Here is a 25779-nt window from a genome sequence, read left to right as displayed (position 1 = left end):
CCTTCGGTATGCCAGCGCTGATAACGCCAACCACGAACCCCGGTAGAAACACCCAACTAACAGCCCCGGCGCAGCCGCAGCTTGAGGCGCGCTACTGATCCTTGGGCATAACTATTGCCAAGATGATGTAGGCGAAGAGGCCGGAAAATCCCATCACAGTGGCTGCCACGAAAGCCACGCGGACTATCGTGGGGTCAATTCCCGCGTAGTGGGCAATACCACCACACACGCCGGCAATCATGGAGTCGGAAGAAGAACGAGTTAATCGGTTAGTCATGCCCACCATTATGCCCTCCCGCCGGGCCAGTGGGCTAGGCTTTGAAGAAATAACCACCCCGACCGCGAAAGGATCACCACAATGGCAAAAACTAAGGGGCTTCCGGCTCCCAGCGATAACTCCTTCGCACTCATTACCGGCGCTTCCCAAGGAATCGGTAAAGCCATGGCTTTTGACCTTGCCAAGCGTGGCTACAACACCATCTTGGTCGCACGCCGGGAGGAAGTGCTAGAAACCGTGGCGGCGCAGCTGCGGGAGCTGGGGGCGGTATCGGAAGTGTTTGCTGCGGACCTGTCCAAACCGGCGGACGTTGACCGGCTCATTGAGCACATGGCGGGGCGCGAAATCTCCATCATCATCAACTCCGCCGGCATTGCTAGCTTTGGCAAATTCATGGACCAGGACTGGGACTACGAAACCAACCAGTTCGCGCTCAACGCGGAGGCCGTACACCGCCTAACCCGCGCGGCGCTGGAGCAGATGCTGCCCCGGCGCAAAGGCGCCATCTGCAACGTGGGCTCCGCGGCCGGGAATGTGCCCATCCCCAACAACGCCACCTACGTGTTCACCAAGGCCGGCGTCAACGCCTTCACCGAGGCCCTGCACTACGAGCTCAAACGCAGCGGGATTAGCTGCACTCTCCTTGCCCCGGGCCCCGTACGGGAGGCCGTGGTGCCGGAAGAGGAACAAAGCATTGTGGATAAGGTTGTTCCGGATTTCTTCTGGACCACCTATGAATCCTGCTCTAAGGAAACCCTGGAGGCCATGGAGCGCAACCAGCGCCGCGTAGTACCAGGGCCCTTGGGCAAGGCCATGAACCTGGCCGGGCTGGTCCTTCCCACCGCGCTCACCGCGCCGCTGATAGGCAGTTTCTACGCCAAGATGGGATAGCGCAAAAATCCCCGGCCACCTAGCGTTTAAGGTGACCGGGGAATTTTTTATAGCTGGTTACTTAACCTGCGCCCGCAAAGAAGCGGTACGGCGCTCCCAGAAGTCAGCGTTCTTGATGCCCAGCTTGATTGGGTCAAACTGTGGGTCCATTCCCACACCCTTTTGCGACTCGTAGTCACGCAGAGCCTTGAGAGCTGGCACCTGCAGGAAGAGAATGGCAATGATGTTGAGCCAGGCGGTGGCGCCCACGCCGATATCGCCCAGTGCCCACGCAGCACCCGGAGAGGTGGTGCCGCCAACAATGACGGAGACGATGATCAGCACGCGCAGTGCCCAAACCACGCCACGGCGTGCGGTGCGCGACTTCATCCAGCGGTTGAAGTAGGCCAGGTTGGTCTCTGCCATGTAGTAGTAGGCCAAGACGGTGGTGAAGGCGAAGAAGGCAATGGCCACGGCCACGAAGGAAGAACCCAGGCCGTGGAAGAGGGTGTCCATGCCCGCCTGAACAAAGCCAGGACCAACTGCCACGTCGGAAGGAAGCGCGCCCTGGTACCGGACGACGCCGTCTTCAGAGCCGCCCTCGAACACGCGGTACATGTCTGTGGAGATAACGATGAAGGCGGTTGCGGTACAGATGAACAGGGTATCGATGTAGACGGCGAAGGCCTGGACAAAGCCCTGCTTGGCTGGGTGAGAAACCTCAGCGGCAGCTGCGGACTGCGGGCCGGTGCCCTGCCCGGCTTCGTTGGAGTAGATACCACGCATAACGCCCCACATGATGGCGGCACCCAGCATGCCGGACAGTGCGGAGTTCAAGTTGAAGGCGGAGCCAAAGATGAGGCCAAATACGCGGGGGATTTCGGAGAAGTTAGCGAAGAAGATGATCAGCGCGATGATGATGTAGATAACTGCCATGACCGGGACCACCAGGGAGGCAAAGTTTGCAATGCGCTTGACACCGCCGATAACGATGATGGCAAGGATGACAGCTAGCACCAGGGTGCTCCACACTACGTCGATTCCCCAGGCGTTTTCCATGGCAGCGGATACGCCGTTGGCCTGGATGCCGGGCAGGAAGTAGCTGGTTGCCAAAATCATGGAGACAGCGAACACAATGCCGTAGCCCAGCATGAAGGGAGCAGCCTTGGTGTGCTTGTAGGCCTTCTCAATGTAGTAGGCAGGGCCACCGCGGTATTCGCCGGTATCCACGTCTTGCTCTTTGTAAATCTGCGCCAGCGTACATTCGATGAACGAGGTGGAAGAACCCAGCAGGGCCACGGTCCACATCCAGAACACGGCGCCGGGGCCGCCGAAGGCGATGGCGGTGGACACGCCGGCGATGTTGCCGACGCCCACACGCCCGGCCAGGGAGATCATCAGCGACTGGAAGGAGGACACGCCGTTATCGGAGCTTTCACCATTTCGCAGCTGGGCGATCATGTCGGGAATGCAGCGGATCTGCAGGAACCTCGTGGCGACGGTGAAATACACACCAGCGGCCAAGCACAGGAACACCAGGGGCGGGGACCAGATGATGCCGTTGAGGGCATCGATAAATCCTGTCATGGTTTGGGGCCTTTCTTAAGGAGAGAGATGGAACTCAAGTTGGGTTAGAATGATTGCTATATATCATGCCCTACTGGCGCAGGCCTTGTGAATCGAATCACTAACTTTTTTCGGTGGGACACAGACCCCAAATTCGGTTGAACGACAGAAATAGCTGGGTACGTCCATAAAACCCACTGACCTGCGCCCGCAAAATTTTTTCCACTTTCCGCCACTTTTGGGGGCACGCAGCGCCACCCCGGCCGGGTACTACAATGATGAGGCATGACCTCAAATGACACCGCCACCAACCACACTTGCCCACCCGAGCCGGCCGCAGCGCACGAAAGCACCGCGACGCCTGACATGGCTGCAGCGCACGAAAGCACCGCGACGCCTGACATGGCCGCAGCGCCTGACATGGCTGCAGCGCACGTAATCCCGGCAAAGCACGACCGGATTGTCTGGATCGACCTGGAGATGACGGGGCTCAACCCGGACGAGCATGCAATCGTGGAAGTAGCCGCGATAATTACCGATGGCAACCTGGGGATCATTGGTGAGGGAATTGACCTGGTAGTCCACGCGACCGAAGAAGAGCTCTCCCGCATGGATAGCTTTGTGACGCAGATGCACGACTCCAGCGGCCTAACCGAGGCCATCAGAGCCTCCACCGTTAGCCTCGCAGAGGCAGAGGACGCCGTCCTGGCGCTGATTGCGCAACATTGCTCCCCGGAGCACCCCGCCCCCCTGGCGGGCAATTCTATTGCCACCGACCGCTCCTTCATCCGCGCGCATATGCCCCGGCTTAATGCCGCACTTCACTACCGGATGATTGACGTCTCCACCGTCAAAGAGCTCTCGCGGCGTTGGTTTCCCAAGGCCTACTACCACCAGCCCGAAAAGGGCATGTCTCACCGCGCGCTCGCCGATATCATCGAATCCATCCGCGAGCTGGACTACTACCGCCGCGCGGTATTCACCCCTGGCGAAGGGCCAACGTCCGAGCAGGCACAAAGCACCCAGGAAGACGTAACCACGGCGTACCAAGACCTTCTCCCCGGAAGCTAACTGCTCAAGCACCCCTCCCCCCCCCGCAGCCGGATCTGCAACTCCTGGGCAGCTTAGGCACGGGTGCGGTTTGCTAACAAGCTCAAAGCCGGGGCCTCCACCAGGCGTTTTTGCAAATTGGCCAACGTAGGTTATTCTAATCATCGCTGCTTTCAAAGCGGCAATGGTGGCTGTAGTTCAGCTGGTAGAGCACCAGGTTGTGATCCTGGTTGTCGCGGGTTCGAGCCCCGTCAGCCACCCCAAAGTAGATAAAGACCCTTTCCAACGTTCCTATGGCTTAGTGCCCGGGAACCGGAAAGGGTCTTTTTCAAACCGCGCTCCACGAACAGCCAGACTCCCGCCGGATAAGATTCCGGCGGGAGTCTGGCTACTTTCAACGGCCCTAAGCAGTACCCCGCAGCAGCGTTTCTACCAGCGGGGTGCTTGCAAACAACCGCGGCTAGCCAGGAGCCCTAGGACTTAGTGATCTCGTGGTAGATAGGCTGAGAGTTCCAGCCAAAGACTACGTTGTCAACGTTTTCGGAGTAGCCGCCGGAGACGTTGGAGTACCAGATCGGGATAGCCGGAAGGTCCTCGAACAGGATCTTCTGGGAGTCGTTGTAGATCTTGGTCGCCGCTTCAGAGGAATCCGCGCTAGCTGCGTCCTTCAGCATGGCATCGAACTCAGGGTTCGAGTAATCGCCGTCATTGGAGGAAGCGCCGGTTGCGTACAGCGGCGCCAGGAAGTTGCCCTGGGATGGGTAATCTGCCTGCCAGCCGGAGCGGAACGCGGTGGTGATGGTGCGGTTGGTGATCTCATCACGCATGGACTTGAAGTCAGGGTAAGGTGCGCCCTCGGCGTCAATGCCCAGGTTGTTCTTCAGCTGGTTGGTTACAGCCTCAACCCAGCTCTGGTGGCCGCCGTCGGAGTTGTAGGCAATGGCAAAGGTGCCGGACCATGGGCTGATCTCATCAGCCTTGGCCCAGAGTTCCTTGGCCTTTTCTGGGTCGAACTTCAAGACGTCATTGCCTTCAATGCTGTCAGACCATCCGGAAACAACCGGGGAGGTGAAGTCAGAGGCCGGGGTACGGGTGCCCTGGAAGATGGTCTCGGTGATTTCCTCACGGTCGATGGCGTGGGAGATGGCGGCGCGGCGCAGCTGGCCTTCTTCGCCCTCGAAGTGCTCCAGGTTCTGCGGGATGGTGAAGGACTGGAACACGGCTGCAGCCTGGTTGACCGCGCGGTCGCCCAGATCGGACTCGTAGACGGAGAATGCGGAGTCCGGAACGGCGTCTAGAACGTCCAGGTTGCCGGCCAAAAGGTCGGCGTAGGCTGCGTCCTGGGAGGCGTAGAATACCACCTTGATGCCGTCATTTTCTGGCATCCGCTCACCCGTGTACTCCGGGTTGGGTACCAGGAGTGCGTCCTGGTTGTGGTTCCACTCTTTGAGGATGTAAGGGCCGTTGGAGACCGGGTTCTCACCGAATGCGTCCGGGTCCTCGAGGGCCTCAGCTGGCAGTGGGAAGTACGCGGAGTAGCCTAGACGCAGCGGGAAGTCAGCCTCGGGCTGCGCCAGCTCGATGGTGAAGGTCTTGTCATCAATGACCTCCAGGCCCTCCATGGACTCCACGCCTTCCTCGTAGCCCTTGATGGGCTCGAAGAAGAAGGCGTTGCGGAAATCATTGGCCACGGCGTAGTTCCAGGCGTCAACGAAGTTGTTGGCGGTAACCGGGGAGCCGTCGGAGAACTTGGAGTCCTTGAGCTTCACGGTGAACTTGGTGTTGTCCTCATTGGCGTCGATGGATTCGGCCAGCTCGTTGTGGACGTTTCCTTCGCTGTCGTAGTAAGCCAGGCCGGAGTAGATGGAATCTACAATGCGCCCGCCGCCGGTTTCATTGGTGTTGGCCGGGATAAGCGGGTTCTGTGGCTCACTACCGTTAACCGTTACGTAGTTTGTGCCACCCTCGGACTTGCCGCCGGCTGCGCCGTCAGAGTCGGAGTCGGAGCTACAAGCTACGAGGGAAACAGAAGTGGCAGCTGCAGTCAGCAGCACCAAAGACTTCTTTGCGTACATAATTTTGAATCCTCTCATAGTAAAAACTGAACTTCCTGTGATCAGGCTCGCATTTTTAGATTACTGTGTGAGTGCACCTAAAATCTACGAATCCACCCCCACTATTTTGGCAGGTTGATAGGTATTAAGGGAAATCGACGCGGAAATTCCTTTTAATAGATACGCATAAAACATGCAAAAGCGCTCGCGCTCAGCCTATGATTATTTAAACCTTGAAGTTTAAACACTGCTACTGAAAGACACCCCCATGTCTAACCCTGAAGAAAACCCCCAAGAAACCAACCTCCGGCCGCGTGCCGCCAGCTGCCACAACGGCGCCAAAGTAGAAATCCTCACCTCCCGCGACGTCCCCCTAGGCGGGCCCCGGGCCATGACGGTTAAACGCACGCTCCCCCAGCGCCAGCGCTCCATGATAGGAGCTTGGTGCTTCGTAGACCATTACGGCCCAGATAACGTAGCTACCACCGGCGGCATGGACGTAGCCCCACACCCCCACATTGGGTTACAGACCGTGTCCTGGCTGTTCGAGGGGGCAATCACCCACCACGACGCCGCCGGGTTCCACGCCGTGGTTCTTCCCGGGGAGGTCAACCTCATGACCGCCGGCAACGGCATTTGCCACTCGGAGGTATCCACGCAAGACACCACAGTTCTCCACGGTGTCCAACTCTGGCTAGCCCAACCAGACCCCGCCCGCCACGGCGGACGCAACTTTGAAAACTACCGCCCACAGCGCCACGAATTTCCCAGCGACAGCGGCAGCAGCGGCGGCAGCGCACTGGTATTCCTAGGCCAACTCCTGGGCCAGAAATCCCCCGTCAAGACCTACACCCCCGTCGTGGGCGCTGAAATCAACCTCAACCCCGGCAGCTCCCTGAACCTTGCGGTGAACCCGGACTTCGAACATGGAATCCTGTTGGATGAGGGAACGCTGGAGGTAGAGGGCATCGGCGTCAATCGCACCGAAATTGCCTACCTGGGGGTAGCGGAGAAATCTATCCACCTCCACAACCCCGGTGACACCCCGGCGCGCATGCTGGTCATTGGCGGGACTCCCTTCGGGGAAGAAATTGTGATGTGGTGGAACTTTGTGGGCCGCAGCTACCAGGATATCGAGCAAGCCCGCGCCGACTGGGAAGCCCACTCCCCACGGTTTGGGAAAGTCCTGGGCTACATCGGGCGCACTCCTGACAGCCCCGTGCGACTGCCCTCACCAGAGCTGCCCAACGCCAGCATCAAGCCCCGCAAGAACCCCGACCCCGTAGCCCGCGCGGGACAAGGCCGCTAGCGCGCCCCCGGACTAGTTTCCAGCCGCCTTGGCAAAGGCTTCCAGCTTGGCGGGATCACCGGCAAAAAGCGCTAAGTCCGCGGCGGAAATATCGCACTTAGCGGCCGGCAGCCAGCCCTTGCCAGGGATCCGGCACGAGGTGACGTAGACCCCGTATTCGTTGTAGAGGAAATCATTCGGGTTGTGGTGCCTAGACACGCTACGTGGCGGCACCATCTTGATAACCCCGTGGTGTTCATCAAACTCGGCGTAGTCCTGGAAGCTCCCGTCCAGCAGGTGCGCCACCCGGCGCGCGGTGTCACGCTCCGGGCGCACCACGTGGTGGGCACCAATCTGCTCCAGGATCCGGGCGTGGGCGTCCGAGTCCGCCTTGGCCCAGATATTGGGCACGCCCAGCTCCACCAGGTTAGAAGCGCTCAAAATGGAGGCTTCTAGGTTTGACCCAATGGCCACCACCGCGCGCTGAACCTCATCCACGCCCAGTTTGCGCAGGACCTCAATATCCACGGAGTCAGCTACCACGCAGTGCGCCAGTGTCCGGGAGGCAGCGTTGACCCGGCGCTCCTCCGTGTCCACGGCCATGACCTCCACGCCATAGAGCACCAGCTCTTCCGCCAGGGCCATGCCAAAGCGCCCCAAACCTAGGATGACCACCGGGGACATGTCTATGCTGCGTTTGGCGTGCAGGCGGTGGGGAAAGAAGTTAACCAATGAACGGCCTTTCTACTGGGTATTCATAACCCCGAGCGCTATAGATCGAGGTTAAAGAAGCAACAAGGGTGATAGGGCCAAGCCGGCCCAAGAACATCAACATGATGAGCACGCCCTGGGATCCCGCACTCAAGTTGGCGGTAATCCCGGTGGATAGGCCCGTGGTGCCAAAGGCGCTGACCACCTCAAAGATTATCCTATCCGTGGCAAAGTGCGGGTCCAGCGTCATCACTGCCAACACGCCAATGGCCACGGCAAAGCAGCTGAAAGCGAACACGGTCAGGGCCTGGCGTACCACCGCCGGTTCTATCCGCCGCTTGGCTATGGAGGTCCACCGCTCACCGCGAAATTCCGCCAGCATGGCCGCTAGCAGCACCGCTAAAGTAGTAATTTTCACGCCCCCTGCCGTGCCGGCGGAACCGGCCCCGGTGAACATCATCATATCTGTTACCAGCAAGGTAGCGGGGTGAAACTCCCCGAAGTCCACGGAGTTAAACCCGGCGGTACGCGGCGTCACGGCCTGGAATACAGCCGCCAGCAGTTTATCCGGCCCGTGCAGGTGGGCTAGCGCGCCGTTCCATTCCCATAGGCACACGGCCAGGAACATCACCAACAAAAGCACCGGGGTGGCAAACAGGGTGGTGCGCGCCGTGACGCTCAGCGGCGCTGGCCGGGCCACCAGTTCTTTGCCGCGGTGGAGCCGGTTTTGCAGCTTCACGCGCCTAAATAGCTCCGCCAACAGCGGAAACCCCAGCCCGCCAATGATGATGGCGCAAGAAATTGGCGCGATAATCCACACGTCACCCACAAAGCTGGTCAGGCTGTCTGATTGGAGGGCAAAGCCCGCGTTGTTAAAGGCGGAAATGGAGTGAAAGACGCCAAACCAGGCAGCCCCGGCCACGGAGTCCCCGTAGCCCTGGTGGTGGCGCACGGCTAGCACGACGGCGGTGGCAATCTCCACCACGGCGGTGACCTTTAGCGTGGCCATGAGCGTCCGGCGGACTTCCCCGGTAGCTAGCGCGCGGCCTTCCGCGGCCGTGTTCACCATGGTTCGCAGGCCCAGCCGGCCGGTGATAACCATGCCTACCAAGGAGGCCATGGCCATGATGCCAAACCCGCCCACCTGGATGAGGGCGGCGATAATCCCCTGCCCCACCACGCTGTAATGCACGGGCGTGTCCACCACGGCCAGGCCAGTCATAGTCACTGCCGATGTCGCCGTGAACAACGCCGCCAGAAACGGCGTGCCGTGCCCAGAATTGGTGGCCAGGGGGCTCATCAGCCCCAAGGTCCCGGCCACGATGATGGCGGCAAAACCCAGTGCCACCAACCGCGCGGGCTTTATGGCCCGGCGGACTTTCCGTTTGTGCATGAAGCAATACCATAGTCCGCTGCGGGTCTTGGTGCAGAAATTGGCCTACTCTTGCTTTAAAGCAGGCGCTGCCCGGCCGGGCGGCGGTGCCAAACGCGTGTCGAACTGACTGCTGGCAAGCTGCCTGTCTGCGTGAGAAATGAGGTCTAAGACGTCATCAGCGTAGTAGCCCTTGATGGGCCCCTTGCCCACGATTTTCTCCCGGACAATTCCCGCCGCTGTGAGTTTCTCCAACGCCTCGCGCGCCCTAGCCGGGCTCACCCCGTAGAGCTTCTGCACGGCCGCGACCGTAACAATGGGGTGCGCTGCCAAGCCCAAAAGCAACCGGGCTGCAACGGAATCAGAGCGCAAAGCCTTGGACCTTCCCTCCGCTTTCCGGTACTCTTCCATCCTTTCCGCCCACTTGCCAGTAACCGATTTCAAATCTTCAGAGATCGCTTCTGCCTGCGCAACGGCTTGGGCTGCTGCGTCAAGAAATACCTCCAGCCAGGCAGTGAGGTTGCCTGCTCGGAAGGCTTCGAGGCCGGCAATGTAGCTGCGTGACTGTGTTCCCAGAACCACACTGATGGGCAAAACCATGCCTGCGGTCAGGTTCCGGCGCTGGATAACGCCATGAATCAAGGCCCTTCCTACCCTGCCATTTCCATCCGCGAATGGATGGGTTGTTTCGAACTGCGCGTGGACGATTGCAGCCTGAATCAAGACCCCATGCCAGGCCCCATCGAGATAAGCGCATAGATCTTCCATCAGCTCGCCTACCGCTCCCGGTGGTGGCGGGACAAAATCAGCTCCAATCGGATTGCGGTCACTGCCACCAATCCAGTTCTGAATCTTGCGGTATCCCAGAGGAATGTTTGTATTCTCACCCAATAACTGCCGTTGAAAGTCCTCTAGCAGGGAAGGGGTTATCTCATCTTCTGTAGCGAATAGCCTCTCAATTCCATCCAAGACCTGGAGATTCCTTGCCACGGATTCGGCATTGTCTTTAAACCCCCGAACATCCTCTGTCTGCGCCAACTCGGCTAGCACGACTTTGTCTACATTCGGTGCGATCCCCTCGATCTTGGAGGATGAAATAGCCTCTGACCTCAACAACAGGCGGGCGATTCCCTCGAAGCTAGCTGAGTTGCTCTCCTTACTAAGACGAGCGACCGAACGCTCAACTTGCGCTGCTTTCCGAGCTACCTCCGGAGTAATCCCGATATCTCTAAAATCGTCGGATAAAATTTTGTCAGGGAAAAATACGTGATATTCCCCACCTTCTTTGTCCCTCCGGCTCAGCCCCGAACCATCTGCCGGCACCCAGTTACGGCTTTCATAACGTGACATTTTCCACTGTCCTATCTGCGCAATATTTGTTCAAAAGGTCGGCACCCGGATATGGAATATCTGATCTCTTTAACGCGCCCCAAGATCAGATACCGGTTATCTGATCACCCTAGCGCATTTTATGATCGGATACCGGTTATCCGATCCTTCGGAGGACCTACGCGATCAGATACCAGTTATCCGATCGCCGTAGCCGGTTCTGCGATCGGATACCGGTTATCTGATCGCGCAGGGTGGATGCGTGGCTTAGGCGTCCGCGTTGCCCTTGGACCACTGCTCCCAAGGCATGTTCCAATCCCCCAGGCCCTCGTCTCCCGGTAGCGTGCCGCCCACGGTGTTCTTGACGTAGACGATGTCTCCGCGTTTAACAAACTGCTGGAACCACTGGGCATCAGCAGTAGAGACGTTGATGCAACCATGAGAGGTGTTCGTGTTCCCCTGCGCCCACAACGACCACGGGGCGGCATGGACATAGATTCCGGAATAAGACATCTGGGTGGCGTAGTCAACCTCGGTCTTATAACCACCGTCTTCGTAGGCAAAACCGTAGGACATCGAATCCATGACCAAAGAGGCGTGCTGGTCACCAATGATGTAACGGCCATTAGGCGTGGCCCAGCGGGCCTCATTGCGCCCCAAAGACACGGGAATGGTGCGCTGCAACTGCTGGTTCTTCCACACTTCCATCATCTTGGTGTTGTCATCAACGATGGCAATGACGCGGTCACCAATCTCAAAGTTCGTTTCATTGTCAGCGTCACCATACATTCCGCCACCAAGGTCTTTGCCGTAAATATCAGCAGAGACTTTAACCTTAGTTCCCGGCTCCCAGTACTCCTCCGGGCGCCAGCGGATTTCATAAGGGCTAATCCAATAGAAAGCCCCTTCAACGTGCGGGGTGGTTTCAACGGTCATAGCGTCCTGGGCGGCCTGACGGTCCTGGACCGGGGCGGCAAACCTAAAGGAGATGGTTTGCCCCACCCCAACGGTCGAGTCAGCTAGCGGGCCAAGTGCCACCCCGGTAGTGCTTTGCGGGCTGATGGTAGTGAACGTGGAGGTGGTAGTTTTGCCGTTCTTATCGGTGGCCTCAACCGTGTAGGTGCGCCACATTCCCAAAACTTCTGCCGTTTCCCATTCCATGCCGTCTGCGGAGAGCTCTGATTCAACCTCATAGCCTTCCTCATTGGTCATGGTTACTTCCGCCAGGCCCTCACCCTTGGAGGTCACCTTGACTACGGTGTCCACATCCACGTCTTGCGCGCCGTCTTTAACAGAGACCACCGGGGGATGCGAAGGCTTGGCCGCAGTTGCTGTTTCCTTGCTCTGCGCCGCCTCAGCGTGCGCCTCTTTATCACCGACTACAGCCAGGTCAGAAGCCGCCGAGCAGGCAGATAGCGTAACTAGAGCAAGCAGAGCAGAAGGGAAAATCAACCGATGTCGCAAAAAAGCCACAGTCCAACCTTAAATCACGGGTATTAAAAAGCGTAAGAGTCAACCTATCATCTTAAACCCCCTAAACGCCCAAGGCCAGACGCACACTCCCCTCCGCTTTATCCCAACACACCCAGCGCGGAAAAAGAGGCCTCCACCAGGCGATTTGTAAGTTTCGGAGAAAATGCCTATAGTTATTTCTCGTTGCACAGCAAAGGACAAGGCCCCAAGGCTTAAACCCTAAACGCTGTAGGAACAAATTTAATAAGCGCCATTAGCTCAATTGGCAGAGCAACTGACTCTTAATCAGTGGGTTCGGGGTTCAAGTCCCTGATGGCGCACAGTTTCCCCCGGTAGATGGATTTTTCTACCGGGGGAATTTTATCATTCAACCCTCAAACCGCCCAAAAAATTACCTGAATATAAATCGGCGGCGGATAGAGGTTTTGAGGGGGCTGCAAGGATTTCCGGAGCTTTAGGGTTAGGTTTGCCGGGCAGAAACTGCGCACTTAACCGGTCGCAACCATCGGCCACAGGTGTAGAAACTGCGACAACCACCAAATCCGGGCGCCCTTGTTGCCGAAAAAGACACGCTGGGGAATGCTCAGCTCCTTCTGCCCTGGCATAGCCACCCAGAATCCGCATCGCTGACACAAAGTTCGCTTAAGAAAAAGTCGTTCATTGGAAGATAATGCCCCAAAGAGCACGTTCTTCGCGCTAACTACCAATGAACAACCATCGGCGGGCACTAAGTCGCAACAAGATAAGCACTCATTTTGAAAGCGCCACAAGTCCCAGGCTTCCCGCTAGGCTAAAGCGTATGCATTTTTATTTTGACCCCGATTGCGGTTTCTGCCAAGCAAGTGCGCGGGTGCTGCAACGGTGGTGCCGGCCGGAGCTGCAGGTCACGGGCGGCACCCCAAGTGACCCGGCTGCGGTAACCGCAGAGATCCGCCGGCACGCGGTCTACTCCAACGGCGGGCACTACTTCTTTGGCCACGCCGCCATCGCACACTGCCTGCAGGACGCTGGTGCCAGCTGGATGGCCCGGGCGCTCGGGCGGCTAGCCGGGCTGCCTGTCATCCCCCGGCTGCTCTACTGGGCGGTGGCCCGCAACAGGGCCCGCCTCAGCCGGTTGCTGGGCACCCACACCTGCCGCCTGAGCTAGGTACCTTCCCCAGCAATCTGGTAGTCATCCGGCTCCGCTACCGGAACCATGGTGCCGTCGGACATCTCCAGATTGGTCATGCGGGCGCGCGGGTCAATGACGGCTACGTCCACGCCGGCTTCCCGGAAGCGGCGGAGGCCCTCTTTGAGCATCCGGCGGCCAATGGTGTTGAACCCGGTAACCTGCTCAAAGTCCAGCGCCAGGCGCGCCCCACGGAAATTGTCCTGCTGGAGCTCGTAGAGCACCGCTTCAGCCGCCGTGAAGTTGATGTGGCCCTGCAAGTAAAAGATAGCCTCCTCAGCGGTCTGTTCGATTTCGCGGATGGGGTACACCCCAAAGCGGCGCTCCGTGGACATCAGGTGCAGTCCCATGTCTGCGGACAGCAGCTTGAAAATTTCCTCACCGCGCACGCTATTGCCCTCCGGGTTTAGGCGCGGTGAGAACGTGGCCACGCCCAGCTGCCCCGGCAAGGTACCCAGCAGTCCCCCTGAGACACCCGACTTGGCCGGAATGCCTACTTCCGCCATCCACCGCCCCGCGCCATCGTACATGCCACAGGAGCTCATAACTGCGAGCGTGAGCCGGCAGACATCGGCGTCGAGAATCATCTCCCCCGTCACCGGTTGCTGGCCGCCGTTAGCAAGGGTGGCGGACATCACCGCCAAGTCGCGCACGTCCACGGAGATAGAGCACTGCTTGGTATAAGACAGCACGGCGTCGTGTGCCGTGTCCTGGATAATTCCATAGCTGCGCAGCATATGCGCCAAAGAAAGATTACGCTCTGCGGTGTCAACCTCGGACTGGCAGACCTGCTCATCAATTTCCAGCTCGCGCCCCGCCATCCGGGACAGGAAAGAGCGGATAGTCTCCACGCGGTCCTCAACCGTGGAATCCACCCCATCAATAAGCTGGTTGACCACAATTGCGCCGGCGTTAATCAACGGATTGACCGGGCGGTGGTCCCCGCCCAGCGAAAGCTCATTAAAGGCCTCCCCCGACGGCTCCATGCCTACCACCTCACGGACGGCTGCTAGGCCAAACTCCTGCAGCGCCAGCGCGTAGACAAACGGCTTCGAGATAGATTGCATGGTAAAGCGGTGCTCACCAGCACCGGCGTGGTACACGTGCCCCGTGGCAGAACACACCGCGACCCCCAAAATATCTGGGTCCGCTGTGGCTAGTTCCGGAATATAGTCCGCCACTTCTCCGCCTTCATTCGGGCGGACTTTGTCTAGGATCTGGGCCAGGTAATACGGAATTGGAGTCTTCATCGTCCTATAGCGTATAGAATCTGGGCCATGAACAGTGCACTGGTGATAGTTGATGTCCAAAAAGATTTCTGCCCGGGCGGGGCGCTTGGCACCGCCCGCGGCAATGAGGTAGCGGAGAAAATCTCTGAACTGCAGAAAAAGTATGACACGGTAGTTGCCACTCAAGATTGGCATATCGAACCCGGGGACCACTTCTCCGCAGACCCAGATTTTGTGGATTCCTGGCCACCACACTGCGTAGTGGGCTCTGAGGGCGCGCAGATGCACCCGGCTATTGGCCCGGCCCAAGAATACTTCCGCAAAGGCGAATACACGGCCGCGTATTCCGGATTTGAAGGGGCCAACGCCAAGGGCGTGGGGTTAGCGCAGTGGCTGCGGGAAAGGGGTATCGGCAGCGTAGATATCGTGGGGATTGCCACCGATCACTGCGTCAAAGCAACGGCCGCCGACGCCCTCCGGGAGGGCTTTGCCGTCACCGTACTGGAAGAATACTGCTCACCAGTTGACCCCGAACGCGCAAAGGCCGCCCTGGCTGAGCTCAAAGCTCAGGGGGCGGCAATCAAGTAGCGCTGCTTAGCGGGAGGCCAGCAACTTCTTCAATTCCTTGAGATCCTTGCTGCGCTTGCGGGAGCGAGCCACGCTGATTACTACTAGGCCAACAACAGCTGCGGCAACGCCCGCCAGAGCAATCTGAACATTTTGGTCCTGCAACTTGTTGACAGCCTGCGCCTTGGCGTCCTCCGCCAAAGTCTCAGGCTTAGTGCGGTGGGCTAGCTCATCCAGGGTGCCTGCCAGCTGGCGGCGGGTGCGCTCAATGTCGCGCTGAATGTCATCCATGCTACGTGCCACGGTGTACTCCTATTAGTTAGTCTTCAGGTTAAATCTTTTACTCTTGCCAGATTAGCTTACCTGAGCCAGCCATGCCGCGATTAGGCACAACGTTTAAACCTGTAGGCTAGATACTATGTCTGAAACACCCCGTTTGCACGTTGGCTCCCAAGCCCCAGCATTCTCCTTAAAAGATGACACCGGCACCCAGGTAAGCCTGGAAAATTTCGCTGGTCAACGCGTGTTGATGTACTTCTATCCCCGCGCCAACACCCCGGGATGCACCAAGCAGGCCTGCGACTTCCGCGACTCCCTGGCCCAGCTCAATGACGCGGGTACCGCCGTGGTGGGTATCTCCCCTGACTCTCCGGAACAACTGGCAAAATTCCGCGCCGACCACGGCCTGAATTTCACCTTGCTCTCAGACCCGGATAAGGAAGTCATGGCGACTTATGGTGCTTTTGGGGAGAAACTAAACTACGGGAAGAAAGTCCAAGGAGTCATCCGCTCCACTTTCCTCATTAGCCCGGCAGGCGACATTGCTCTAGCCAAGTACAACGTCCGCGCCACCGGCCATGTGGCCCGCATCCTCAAAGAGATCGACCTGTAATTCAAGTCCATGACCCAGACGGAAAAGACTGAAATCCTCGTTCCGCGCCGCCGCCCCGCGCAGGCGCGCAGCCGCGCGCGCTTTGACCGCATCCTAAGCGCGGCCCGTGAAGTTTTGGTGGAAACCGGATTTGAGTCCTTTACCTTTGATGAAGTCTCCCGCCGGGCAGAAGTGCCCATTGGCACCTTGTACCAGTTCTTTGCCAACAAATACGTCCTAATCTGCGAACTGGACCGGCAGGATACCGCTGAGAACTTAGCGGAGCTCAGCCGGTTCTCCGACCGCGTCCCCGCCCTGCAATGGCCAGATTTTCTCAACGAGTTCATCGACCACCTGGCCAGCATGTGGCAGAAAGACCCGTCACGCCGCGCCGTGTGGCACGCCGTGCAATCCACACCCGCCACCCGCGCTACGGCCGCAGCCACGGAACGCGAGATGTTAGAGCCCCTAGCGGAGATGCTACGCCCACTAGCCCACGGAATGCCCTACGAACAGCGCATGGAACTATCCGGGTTCTTGGTCCACTCAGTAGTGTCCATGCTCAATTACGCCGCCAGCGGTGAGCCAGAGAATTTTGACACCATCGTGGCAGAAGTAAAACGCATGCTCTTGGCCTACCTTTTTGCAGTGGCCACCACGTAACAAACTCCGCCCCCCAAAATCCTTAGCGAACCCTAAGACTAGGAGCCCGCCACCGCCCCTGCATCATAGCTCCCCACCAAGATCCAGCCGGCCTGCCGCTAACCATTCCATCACGCAAAACGAAAAAGCTAGTATTTAAACCTGTATTGATATCCACACGCCACTAGCGGCAGGACTTTATCCTCACGGTCATTTCCTACGCAAGGAAGTCAAAAGGTACACCCCGGCCGGTGCGCCGCCTACTACCATAATCAAAATTATCTTTCACTAAACCTCGTTCTCACATAAACTATCAATCCGACATATCCGCAGGTGCTACGCCCAAGGTCCCACGCCAGCAATTTCTCCAGTTTTAGCAATCACAACAAAAATCCCACACCACCCGCTTCCCTTAGCTACACTCCGGCCCGCATCCACCTGCCCCCTCACCACCAAAGAGGCACCGCAGAGAATATACATGTAACTCACCCCCGAACACATTGTTCATCAATATATTAAAAAGTTGGATTAACCAGTGGCTATTACATAGCCAACCTAGGGACCCAATCCCACAGTTACCCCTACCCGTATAAAACTGGGAAATTCTAGTAAACTACTTGGGGAATTTTCATTTACCTACTCAGGAGTGTCTTATGAGAAAACCTTCCCTCTTCCGTTACCGTGGCAAACGCCGCGGAACTATATTCACAGCCGCAGTGCTCACTGCGGCCCTTGGGATTCAGGGCCTGCCCGCCGTCTCCAACCAGATCATCCCCTCCGCCAACGCCGAAATGCCTTCTGCAGACGCGTGGGATCCGGCCAACATCATTGACGCGGACCCCTTCGACGCCGGTCAAACCCCAACCAAGGATGAACTTAATCGTTTGAAGTCTTCCATCTGGGGCGCTGCTCAGTTTGCCGACCGGGCAAATGTTAATGCGGCCGACCTCCGCGCCCACTGGCGCGACACCCAGGTCCCAGCCGGCACTATCCTTTACATGCGCTATGAAAAGCCGGACGGTTCATGGTCCAAAATTCACAAAACTATGGTCCGTGAATCTGATTTCGAAAATGTAAACGTCTACGCCTTCAAATTCAAAGATGGTCAACCCACGCTTAAAAATTCTGCGACCACACCTGGTTCCTCCAACATTCAATTCATGCTGGGCGAAGATAACGTTGCTAACAACCCGGAAATCGGCGAGCCGATGGCATTGGTCCGCTCCAACCCGGGTGGAAACGTTTTTGACCCCAAGAACGAGAATACGGTAAAGATCCACGAGTACTTCACCGATCCACATTCTGGCAACGAGGTGACCTGGGGTCAGACCATGGTCAAGGTCTACCAAGCGTCTCCCGCAGCAACGCAACTGCGAGACCAGATCGTAGACGAACCCACTAGCGGAAATGTACGTTTCTACTCCGGCAAGGTGTGGGTTGACACTATGAACTCCACCGAGTCTGAGAACAATTGGGGTGGCCAAAACGACAGCTCGGACAACGGCGTGAAATTCGATTCCGGGATCGATACCCCCGCCGCCGGGATGACCGTCTACCAGGCAGTTCCTAATCTTGAAGCTTACCGCGAGTTAAATGAGATCCGCCAACAAACTAACCAAGGCAGAGACGCCTTCCGCCATGATGGGGATAAGCTCCCAAAACGCCATAAACTCATGGCTGAGTACGTGCGCCAGAATCCCGAGAACTTCACTGTCTACAAGGCAACCACCAATGATGCCGGTGAGTACACCTTGAAATCCTCCTTCGAGGACCCCAAAATCGCTGACTACATCTATATGTGGGTCGAAGACGACGAAGGCGTAAAGACTAACCTTTCTGCTTGGACTGTGCCAGAATTCCGCAACCCCTGGGGAACGGATGAATTCCTCGAAGACGGCCACGGTTGGAATCCATACGAGCGGCCTTACGACAACGGCCACGTTCCAATGAACACGCACAACGCCGGAATTGATCCAGTGCCGGAACGCGATTCCTCGGGAAGCTTTAACAACGTCCACTTTGCTCTGGCGGGAACCACCAAAGGTAATTCCCACACAGTGATAGTCATCAAGGAGGATAAAGACAACTTCGATCCGAAATACAAGGAGGCTACTGCTCCGCAGGGTAAGGAGACCGTTATTGCTCCTCCCACGGACGCTAACGGCAAGGATATCCCGGAGGATACAACCTTCGAGAAAAAGAACAGCGATGTTCCTGGAACTGTGAAGGTTGATCCCAAAACCGGTGAAATCACCGTCACACCGAAAAAGGACGCCAAAGACGGAGACTATGAAGTCACCGTTGAGGTAACCTACCCGGACGGCTCTAAGGAAGATGTCACAGCAAAGGTCACCGTTCCGAAACTCGACACCGACGGCGACGGCACCCCAGATGACGAGGACACCGATGATGACAACGACGGAATCTCCGACGCTGATGAAAACACCGACCCGAACCTAAATCCAAAGAACCCCGACTCAGACGGCGACGGCACCAATGACGGCGACGAGGATCAAGACGGCGACGGCATCAAAAACAAAGACGAGTCAGATGAAACCTCCGGCGACACCACCGACACCGACGGTGACAACACCCCGGACATCAACGACAAAGACTCCGACGGCGACGGCGTCTCCGACGCTGATGAAAACACCGACCCGAACCTAGATCCCAAGAACCCCGACACCGACGGTGACAACACCAATGACGGCGACGAGGATCAAGACGGCGACGGTATCAAAAACAAAGACGAGTCCACCACCCCGGACGAGGATGAAAACCACACCGGCATCACCGACACCGATGGTGACAAAACCCCGGATATCAACGACAAAGACTCCGACGGCGACGGCGTCAACGACGCTGATGAAAACGCCACCGACGGCCTAGACCCCACCAACCCCGACACCGACGGTGACGGCACCGGTGACGGCCAAGAGGACTGGGACGAAGACGAAAAGCCCAACGCCGACGAATCCATCACCCCAGATGAAGATCCCGACCACGAAGGCATCACCGACAAGGATCCCGAAAACGGCAAACCAGACCTCCAGGACGGCAAGCCCAACACTGACGGCGGCGACAAACCCGACAATGACAACGACGGTATCCCCGATGACGAGGACACCGATGATGACAACGACGGAGTCTCCGACGCCGACGAAGAAACCGACCCGAACTTAGATCCGAAGAACCCCGACACCGACGGTGACAACACCAATGACGGTGACGAGGATCAAGACGGCGACGGCATCAAAAACAAAGACGAGTCAGATGAAACCTCCGGCGACACCACCGACACCGACGGTGACAACACCCCGGACATCAACGACAAAGACTCCGACGGCGACGGCGTCTCCGACGCAGACGAAAACGCCACCGACGGCCTAGACCCCACCAACCCCGACACCGACGGTGACGGCACCGGTGACGGCCAAGAGGACTGGGACGAAGACGGAAAGCCCAACGCCGACGAATCCATCACCCCGGATGAAGATCCCGACCACGAAGGTATCACCGACAAGGATCCTAAGAACGGCAAACCGGACCTCCAGGACGGCAAGCCCGACAACGACGGCGACGGTATCCCCGATGACGAGGACACCGATGATGACAACGACGGAATCTCCGACGCTGACGAAGAAACCGACCCGAACCTAGATCCAAAGAACCCCGACACCGACGGTGACGGCACCAATGACGGTGACGAGGATCAAGACGGCGACGGCATCAAAAACAAAGACGAGTCAGATGAAACCTCCGGCGACACCACTGACACCGACGGTGACAACACCCCGGATATCAACGACAAAGACTCCGACGGCGACGGCGTTAACGACGCGGACGAAAACGCCACCCCGGGTCTAGATCCACAAGATCCAGATACTGACGGTGACGGCACCGGTGACGGCGAAGAAGACTGGGACGGAGATGGCGAAAACAACGCCGACGAATCCATCACCGACGACGAAGATCCTAACCACACCGGCATCACCGATGAAAACAACAACGGTAAGCCTGACTTGCAGGATAACGACAATCCGACTCCAGATAACGCGGCGGAAAATACCCCGTCCTATGACCCAACCAAGGGTAAGGCTGGTGTAGCTACACAAATTGAGCAGACTGGTGACAAGGATCTTCCTGCTGGCACCACTGCTGAGATTGGCAAAGCACCAGAAGGTTGGTCTATTGAAGTCGATTCCGCGACCGGTGATTTGACTGTCACCTCGCCAGCGGATGCCAATCCGGGAACCGTCATCACTATCCCGGTGAGCTTCACCTACCCGGATGGCTCGGATGAAGTGGCTAACGCCAAGTTCACTGTTGAGGACAAGGATTCGAGTCTCCACAACCCGACCTACCCGACCGCAGAGGCCCCTCGCGGCGAGGAGTCGGATCCTGTACTGCCCAACAACGCGGATAAACTACCCTCCGGTACCACGTTTGCCCCGGGTGCTGGAGCTGACCAGTTCCCAGGCACGGTTGAAATTGATTCCAACACGGGCGCAGCAACCTTCACCCCGAACGTAGATGCCCCGATTACTAAAATCACTGTTCCTGTTGAGGTGACCTACCCTGATGGTTCGACCGATGTGACGGGAATCAAGGTCAATGTCACGGATCCGGACGGCACTGATGCCAGCAACTACTCGCCGGGATACGACCCCAAGAAGGCAGCTCCCGGCCAAACGGTAGAGTTTAAGCAGAAGGAAACTAACCTTCCTTCAGGTACCACGTTTGTCAAGCCGAATGGCATTCCGGCCGGGTACAGGATTGACATCAATGACAAGGGTGACATCACGGTTGTTATTCCAAATGACGCGAAAGATGCCAAGATTAACTTCCCGGTTGTTGTTCAGTACCCAGATGGATCGAGTGAGACGGCCACGGCCAAGCTCACAGTTGAGTCCAAGACCCGGAGTGTTGGCAGCACCAATGCACAGGACTACGACCCAACTTACGGTAAACCACAGGTAACGCCACGCGGCAAGACCACCGTTATCCCTGCTCCTAATGATAAAAACGGCAAGGATCTGCCAGCTGATACCACCTTCGCCCCTGGCAGCGGTGTAGACCGTTTCCCAGGACAGTTTGAGGTTGATCCGAACACTGGTGCCATCAAGGTAACGCCTAACAAGGACGCAACGCCGGGTTCCTACACCTTCCCGGTGAAGGTTACCTACCCTGATAACTCCACTGAGTCCATCCCGGTCACCGCAACTGTGACGCGTGAACCGGAGGATAAGAACATTACGGTTAAGCCGGGTACCAAGATCACCATTGATACCGATGGCAGCAACCCCATTGCCGACGGCGGAATCACTGGCCCAGACGGTAATCCAGTTGCCCCAGGTACGGTTCAGATCACTGAGGGCAATAACGGCGTTGACATCATCTTCGACGAAGGCGCTAAACCGGGCGACTACGTCATCACGCTCGAAGACGGCACGAAGATCATCATCACTGTGACACCGGGTGGAGACAAGACTCCTCCGGCACCAGCCGGTTCTTCGTCCATCAATGAACAGTGCGTGGCTTCCCTAGTTGGCGTAGGCGTTCCGCTACTGCTGCTGATTCCGCTTGGAATTGCCACCCAGGTACGCCTGCCTGGTTTGGAGCGTTTCCAGTACGAGGTCAGCCGCGCGGTCAGCGATGTCAACTCCCAGATTCAGCGTTCGATGGGCATTTTCAACAGTGACCTAGCCAACGCCGTAAGCAAGTTCACGGGTCCAAACTTCCCAGCCCGGGATCTTGGGACCGCCGCATTTGGCATTGCGCTCACCGCAATCGGCCTGCTCATCGCGGACAAGATTGCTAGCAATTGCATGGATGACTATGACGGTCTTTCCTCCGTTGCCAACAAGGAAGGATCTGAGGGCTCATCCGCTAAGCCAAAGCAGAAGTAATCTCCTAGCTTTCCCGGATGTCCCTAGATAGTTGATGGCCCGCTCCCCTTCGGAGCGGGCCATTAGTATTTCTTTGGATAAAAGTGTTCCGGTTGCGAAGGGCCCTCCACGCCGTGCGCCGGTCCAGTCTGGTTCTGGCGCGGGTGCTTTAGTACCGCAGGGAAGATCGCTTAAACGCAGCTTTGCATAGGTCCCCGGAACAAGCAGCGGGCGGTTAGAAGAGGATGACGGTGGCGGTGGCGTAATCCCCGTCGTGGCTGATGCTCAAGCTGGTGGAGAGTGCACCCACGGAGTCCGCTACCGCGCGGGCCAGGTCACCCGTGGGTACCACGGCCACCCGGCCCCACGCGTCAGGGCGGATTTCTAGCTGGGAGAAATCCACAGCGTCCGGCCCCACCACCGGTGGCGCACCATAAAGCGCCTGCGACCACGCCTTGATGAAGGCCTCTTTGGCGGCCCATCGGCCTGCCAGATGCTCCGCGCGGCGGGTGCCTTTGCCCGCAGCTACGCGCAGCTCAAGGGCGGAAAACACGGCTTCAAACCGGGAGCCTGGCACTTCTAGCTGCGCGGCAAAGCCCGGGATGTGTACTAAGTCCACGCCCACCGCAAAGCTCACTTGCCCAACTCCCTTTTTAACTCATCTAGCTCCGTGCCGCCGGCCATCCAACGGGTAAGTTCTTCCAGACTAACCTCATCCCGGGGAGCATTGAGCACGGCGCGGCCTAAGTTGAGCACCACAAAATGATCACCTACCAAGTAGGCGTGCTGCGGGTTGTGGGTAATAAAAACCACTCCCATGCCGCGCGCCCGGGCGGCGTCGATAAACCGCAGCACCATGCTGGATTGTTTGACGCCTAGGGCGGCGGTGGGCTCATCCAACACGATGTAGCGCGCGCCGAAGTAAATGGCGCGGGCAATGGCTACTACCTGACGCTGCCCGCCAGACAGGCTGGAGATCTCCATGTCCACATCGGGCAGGTCAATCCCCATCTCCGCTAGCTGATGCAGCGTAACCTCCCGCATTTGATTCTCCCGCAGCACCCCGAACGCGCCGGTGAGCTCTTGGCCTAGGAAGAAGTTGCGCCACACGGACATGCTGGGGACTACGGCCAGGTCTTGATAAACGGTGGCAATCCCGGCGTTGAGGGAATCCCGCGGGCTGGCAAAAGCGGCGGCCTTGCCATCCACCAAGATCTCCCCTGCGGTGGGCGGATTCAGGCCAGCCAGGACTTTAATCAGGGTGGATTTTCCGGCCCCGTTATCGCCTAAGACGCAGGTCACTTGGCCCGCTGCCAGGGTGAGGTTGATGCCGGAAAGAGCCTGAAAGTTGCCGTAGGTTTGCTCGATGTTTTTTAGCTCAATCACTTTCGGGCCGTCCATTTCGCGAAGGAGGTATTAGTAAGCACGGCAAAGAGCAGCATGGCACCCAGGAAGAACTTGAACCAGTCTGGGTTCCAGCCGGCGTAGACAATCCCTTGGTTGGTCATGCCAAAGATCAGAGCACCAATGGCTGTGCCCACTGCGGTGCCGCGCCCACCGCTGAGCGCGCAGCCGCCAATTACGGCGGCAATGATGTAGAGAAATTCATTGCCAATGCCCTGCCCGGCCTGGATGGAGTCAAAAGCAAAAAGCGTGTGCATACCCACGAACCAGGCGGCAAAACCCACGAACATAAAGAGCGTGATTTTCACGCGGCGCACGGGCACGCCCACCGCGCGGGCGGCGTCTTGGTCCCCGCCCACGGCGAATACCCAGTTACCAAAGCGCGTTTTAAACAGCAGGAAGGAGGCTATGGCCACGAACGCTATCCACCACAGCACGGTGGCGCGCAGCGCCAGCGGACCCACGTGGACGGTTCCGGCAAATACCGCGCGGGCGGAGTTAAAGCCCTCCATGTCCGCGATAGTGGGCGTGGCCACCTGCCCGGTCACTAGCTTGGTCACCGCCAGGTTGAGCCCTTGGAGCATGAGGAAGGCGGCCAGCGTGATGAGGAAGCTGGCAATCCGCGTGCGCACCACCAGCAGGCCATTAAGCGCGCCGATGCCCAGGCTAAACACCAGCGCCAGCCCCGCACCCACCCAGGAATTGAGGTGCAGGTTGTAATTGAGCATGGTGGCCACCAGCGCGGAGGAAGTCACGGCCACGCCGGAGGAAAGATCGAACTCATCACCTATCATCAGCATGCCCACCGCCAGGGCCACTATGCCCAGCGTGGAGCTGGCGTAAAGCACGGTGGAGACGGCATCGATGGATCGAAACGCCGGCGCCAGCACGAAGAACAGGGCGAACACCAAGACCGCGCCCACCAGGCTGGCTAGCTCCGGGCGGCGGATCAACTGCCCCACCGGGCCGCGGGCGGAAAGTCTATTATCTGATGTCACCGCAGGCCCTCCTTGGCGGCAGCGGCGATGGCCGCCACGTTGTCCTTGTCCACCAGCGCGGGGCCGGTAAATACCGGGCGCCCGCCGCCTACGGCGGCGCCGTTGCGGTGGGCCAGCCAGAGGGCATCGACGGCTAAGTAGCCCTGCAGGTAGGGCTGTTGATCAACGGCAAACTGAACGCGGCCGTCACCAATGGCCGTCACCAACTCCGCGTCGGTATCAAAGGTAGCCACCTTGACGGCGGCGCTAGCCTCCACCGCGCGCAAGGCCACCTTGGACTGCAAAGCCATCACCCAATCAATCTCCCGGTCCTGCTGCAACTTGGCGCTCAACGTTGATTGCACCGCAGTGAGGTCCTGGCCGTTAACGTAGAGCAACTCCACGGGCCTGCCCAGGCCTTCCTCCACGCCGGCGCACCGCGCCTCTTGAGAGGTGTTTCCCTGCTCGTGGATGACGCAGAGAACTTTTTCCGCGCCTTCTTCAGCCAGGCGTTGCCCGGCTTTTTCTCCCGCCACGTGCTCATCCTGGCCAAAGAACGCGCTCATCCCGTAGTCCTGGTAGGCGTCCATGCCGGAGTTAAGCCCCACGGTGGGTATCCCGGCGTCCGCCGCCAGCTGGGCCATGGGTCCAATGGCCTGCGGGTTGGGCAGCGTCACCGCCAGCCCGTCCACGCCGGCGTCCACCGCGCTTTTCACCAGGTTGGCCTGGTTGGGTGCCTGCGGGTCAGAAGAATACCGCAGCTCAATGTTATCTTTCTTGGCCGCGTCCTCCGCGCCCTTGCGCACCAGGTCCCAGTAGGTGTCCCCCGGCGCGCCGTGCGTGATAAAAGCCACGGTCCGACGCGGGGTGTCCACGCCGCCGGCAAGCTCCCCGTCCGCGGCAGGCCGGGGCGCACCGCCAGTGGCTGAGCAACCGGCCAGCGCCAGCACCCCCAGAGCCGATAAACTAGCTACAAATTTTTTCACCCCTGCATAGTGCCCGACTATCGGGCACTACACAAATGGGCTGACCTGCTACTTTAT

The 25779-nt window shown here is 58.4% G+C and carries 21 protein-coding genes and 2 tRNA genes; 10 read left to right on the top strand and 13 right to left on the bottom strand.

Translation table 11 applies throughout. The features are described 5' to 3' along the window. Positions 1 to 91: 91 nt before the first annotated feature. Complete coding sequence (locus F4V58_RS02610; RefSeq protein WP_075733112.1) at positions 92 to 277, bottom strand: PspC domain-containing protein; 186 nt, start codon at positions 275 to 277, stop codon at positions 92 to 94. An 81-nt stretch (positions 278 to 358) separates the two neighbouring features. Here F4V58_RS02610 and cmrA point away from each other — a divergent pair, with 81 nt between their 5' ends. Further along, a complete protein-coding gene (gene cmrA / locus F4V58_RS02605; protein WP_075733110.1) occupies positions 359 to 1168 on the top strand; it encodes a mycolate reductase in 810 nt (269 codons plus the stop codon). A 57-nt stretch (positions 1169 to 1225) separates the two neighbouring features. Here the strand turns inward: cmrA and F4V58_RS02600 are convergent, their stop codons facing one another. Then, entirely contained in the window at positions 1226 to 2734 is a 1509-nt protein-coding gene (locus F4V58_RS02600; protein WP_075733108.1) for an alanine/glycine:cation symporter family protein, read from the bottom strand. Between the two features lie 399 nt (positions 2735 to 3133). Here F4V58_RS02600 and orn point away from each other — a divergent pair, with 399 nt between their 5' ends. Together orn and F4V58_RS02590 are read left to right on the top strand one after the other, a co-directional pair. Beyond that, positions 3134 to 3784: an oligoribonuclease gene (gene orn, locus F4V58_RS02595; protein ID WP_075736418.1), complete on the top strand. Its 651-nt coding sequence runs from the start codon at positions 3134 to 3136 to the stop codon at positions 3782 to 3784. A gap of 166 nt (positions 3785 to 3950) precedes the next feature. Further along, a tRNA-His gene (locus tag F4V58_RS02590) sits at positions 3951 to 4026 on the top strand. 210 nt (positions 4027 to 4236) lie between these two features. On the opposite strand, the gene F4V58_RS02585 is transcribed toward F4V58_RS02590, so the two are convergent. After that, positions 4237 to 5838, bottom strand: a complete 1602-nt coding sequence (locus F4V58_RS02585; protein WP_075733106.1) for a peptide ABC transporter substrate-binding protein — start codon at positions 5836 to 5838, stop codon at positions 4237 to 4239. A gap of 247 nt (positions 5839 to 6085) precedes the next feature. Between F4V58_RS02585 and F4V58_RS02580 the strand changes: the two genes are divergently transcribed. Beyond that, positions 6086 to 7126 carry a pirin family protein gene (locus F4V58_RS02580; RefSeq protein ID WP_075733104.1) on the top strand — a complete coding sequence of 347 codons (1041 nt, stop codon included), beginning with the start codon at positions 6086 to 6088 and terminating at the stop codon, positions 7124 to 7126. Between the two features lie 12 nt (positions 7127 to 7138). Here the strand turns inward: F4V58_RS02580 and F4V58_RS02575 are convergent, their stop codons facing one another. From F4V58_RS02575 to F4V58_RS02560, 4 genes are all read right to left on the bottom strand, one after another. After that, a complete protein-coding gene (locus tag F4V58_RS02575; RefSeq protein ID WP_245803017.1) occupies positions 7139 to 7837 on the bottom strand; it encodes a potassium channel family protein in 699 nt (232 codons plus the stop codon). Continuing rightward, complete coding sequence (locus F4V58_RS02570; RefSeq protein ID WP_075733102.1) at positions 7830 to 9209, bottom strand: TrkH family potassium uptake protein; 1380 nt, start codon at positions 9207 to 9209, stop codon at positions 7830 to 7832. Before F4V58_RS02570 ends, F4V58_RS02575 begins: the two co-directional genes overlap by 8 nt. Positions 9210 to 9254: 45 nt before the next feature. Then, the gene (locus F4V58_RS02565; RefSeq protein WP_075733100.1) at positions 9255 to 10538 is read right to left on the bottom strand and encodes a Fic family protein; all 1284 of its coding nucleotides are present in this window, start codon (positions 10536 to 10538) and stop codon (positions 9255 to 9257) included. 246 nt (positions 10539 to 10784) lie between these two features. Next, the gene (locus F4V58_RS02560) at positions 10785 to 11990 is read right to left on the bottom strand and encodes a L,D-transpeptidase (RefSeq protein ID WP_425429750.1); all 1206 of its coding nucleotides are present in this window, start codon (positions 11988 to 11990) and stop codon (positions 10785 to 10787) included. A gap of 247 nt (positions 11991 to 12237) precedes the next feature. On the opposite strand from F4V58_RS02560, the gene F4V58_RS02555 reads away from it, so the two are divergent. Beyond that, positions 12238 to 12310, top strand: a tRNA-Lys gene (locus tag F4V58_RS02555). Between the two features lie 479 nt (positions 12311 to 12789). Continuing rightward, entirely contained in the window at positions 12790 to 13137 is a 348-nt protein-coding gene (locus tag F4V58_RS02550) for a DCC1-like thiol-disulfide oxidoreductase family protein (protein WP_075733098.1), read from the top strand. Here the strand turns inward: F4V58_RS02550 and F4V58_RS02545 are convergent. Further along, the gene (locus F4V58_RS02545; RefSeq protein ID WP_075733096.1) at positions 13134 to 14408 is read right to left on the bottom strand and encodes a glutaminase; all 1275 of its coding nucleotides are present in this window, start codon (positions 14406 to 14408) and stop codon (positions 13134 to 13136) included. The two genes, F4V58_RS02550 and F4V58_RS02545, sit on opposite strands and share 4 nt — an antisense overlap. 27 nt (positions 14409 to 14435) lie before the next feature. On the opposite strand from F4V58_RS02545, the gene F4V58_RS02540 reads away from it, so the two are divergent. Further along, complete coding sequence (locus F4V58_RS02540; protein ID WP_075733094.1) at positions 14436 to 14975, top strand: isochorismatase family protein; 540 nt, start codon at positions 14436 to 14438, stop codon at positions 14973 to 14975. Between the two features lie 6 nt (positions 14976 to 14981). Here the strand turns inward: F4V58_RS02540 and F4V58_RS02535 are convergent, their stop codons facing one another. Continuing rightward, complete coding sequence (locus F4V58_RS02535; RefSeq protein ID WP_075733092.1) at positions 14982 to 15257, bottom strand: DUF3618 domain-containing protein; 276 nt, start codon at positions 15255 to 15257, stop codon at positions 14982 to 14984. Between the two features lie 115 nt (positions 15258 to 15372). Here F4V58_RS02535 and bcp point away from each other — a divergent pair, with 115 nt between their 5' ends. The 3 genes from bcp to F4V58_RS02520 all read left to right on the top strand — a co-directional run bounded on the left by bcp (position 15373) and on the right by F4V58_RS02520 (position 22376). Next, positions 15373 to 15846: a thioredoxin-dependent thiol peroxidase gene (gene bcp, locus F4V58_RS02530; RefSeq protein ID WP_075733090.1), complete on the top strand. Its 474-nt coding sequence runs from the start codon at positions 15373 to 15375 to the stop codon at positions 15844 to 15846. A gap of 9 nt (positions 15847 to 15855) precedes the next feature. Beyond that, complete coding sequence (locus F4V58_RS02525; protein ID WP_075733088.1) at positions 15856 to 16488, top strand: TetR/AcrR family transcriptional regulator; 633 nt, start codon at positions 15856 to 15858, stop codon at positions 16486 to 16488. Between the two features lie 632 nt (positions 16489 to 17120). Further along, positions 17121 to 22376, top strand: a complete 5256-nt coding sequence (locus F4V58_RS02520; RefSeq protein WP_075733086.1) for a Rib/alpha-like domain-containing protein — start codon at positions 17121 to 17123, stop codon at positions 22374 to 22376. 214 nt (positions 22377 to 22590) lie between these two features. On the opposite strand, the gene acpS is transcribed toward F4V58_RS02520, so the two are convergent. Genes acpS through F4V58_RS02500 form a run of 4 tightly spaced genes read right to left on the bottom strand, consistent with a single transcriptional unit; the run spans position 22591 to position 25722 of the window. Next, positions 22591 to 22992: a holo-ACP synthase AcpS gene (acpS, locus tag F4V58_RS02515; protein ID WP_075733083.1), complete on the bottom strand. Its 402-nt coding sequence runs from the start codon at positions 22990 to 22992 to the stop codon at positions 22591 to 22593. After that, on the bottom strand, positions 22989 to 23756 hold the full coding sequence (locus F4V58_RS02510) for an ATP-binding cassette domain-containing protein (protein WP_075733081.1): 768 nt from the start codon (positions 23754 to 23756) through the stop codon (positions 22989 to 22991). Before F4V58_RS02510 ends, acpS begins: the two co-directional genes overlap by 4 nt. Next, on the bottom strand, positions 23738 to 24757 hold the full coding sequence (locus tag F4V58_RS02505; RefSeq protein WP_075733079.1) for an ABC transporter permease: 1020 nt from the start codon (positions 24755 to 24757) through the stop codon (positions 23738 to 23740). Before F4V58_RS02505 ends, F4V58_RS02510 begins: the two co-directional genes overlap by 19 nt. Then, on the bottom strand, positions 24754 to 25722 hold the full coding sequence (locus F4V58_RS02500) for a substrate-binding domain-containing protein (RefSeq protein ID WP_075733077.1): 969 nt from the start codon (positions 25720 to 25722) through the stop codon (positions 24754 to 24756). Before F4V58_RS02500 ends, F4V58_RS02505 begins: the two co-directional genes overlap by 4 nt. Positions 25723 to 25779: the final 57 nt, after the last annotated feature.

Origin of the sequence: Corynebacterium phocae, assembly GCF_008693075.1 — a bacterium.
GTDB lineage: Bacteria > Actinomycetota > Actinomycetes > Mycobacteriales > Mycobacteriaceae > Corynebacterium > Corynebacterium phocae.
The sequence above is the reverse complement of the archived record's forward strand: the minus strand, read 5'-3'. Positions and strand labels throughout refer to the sequence as shown.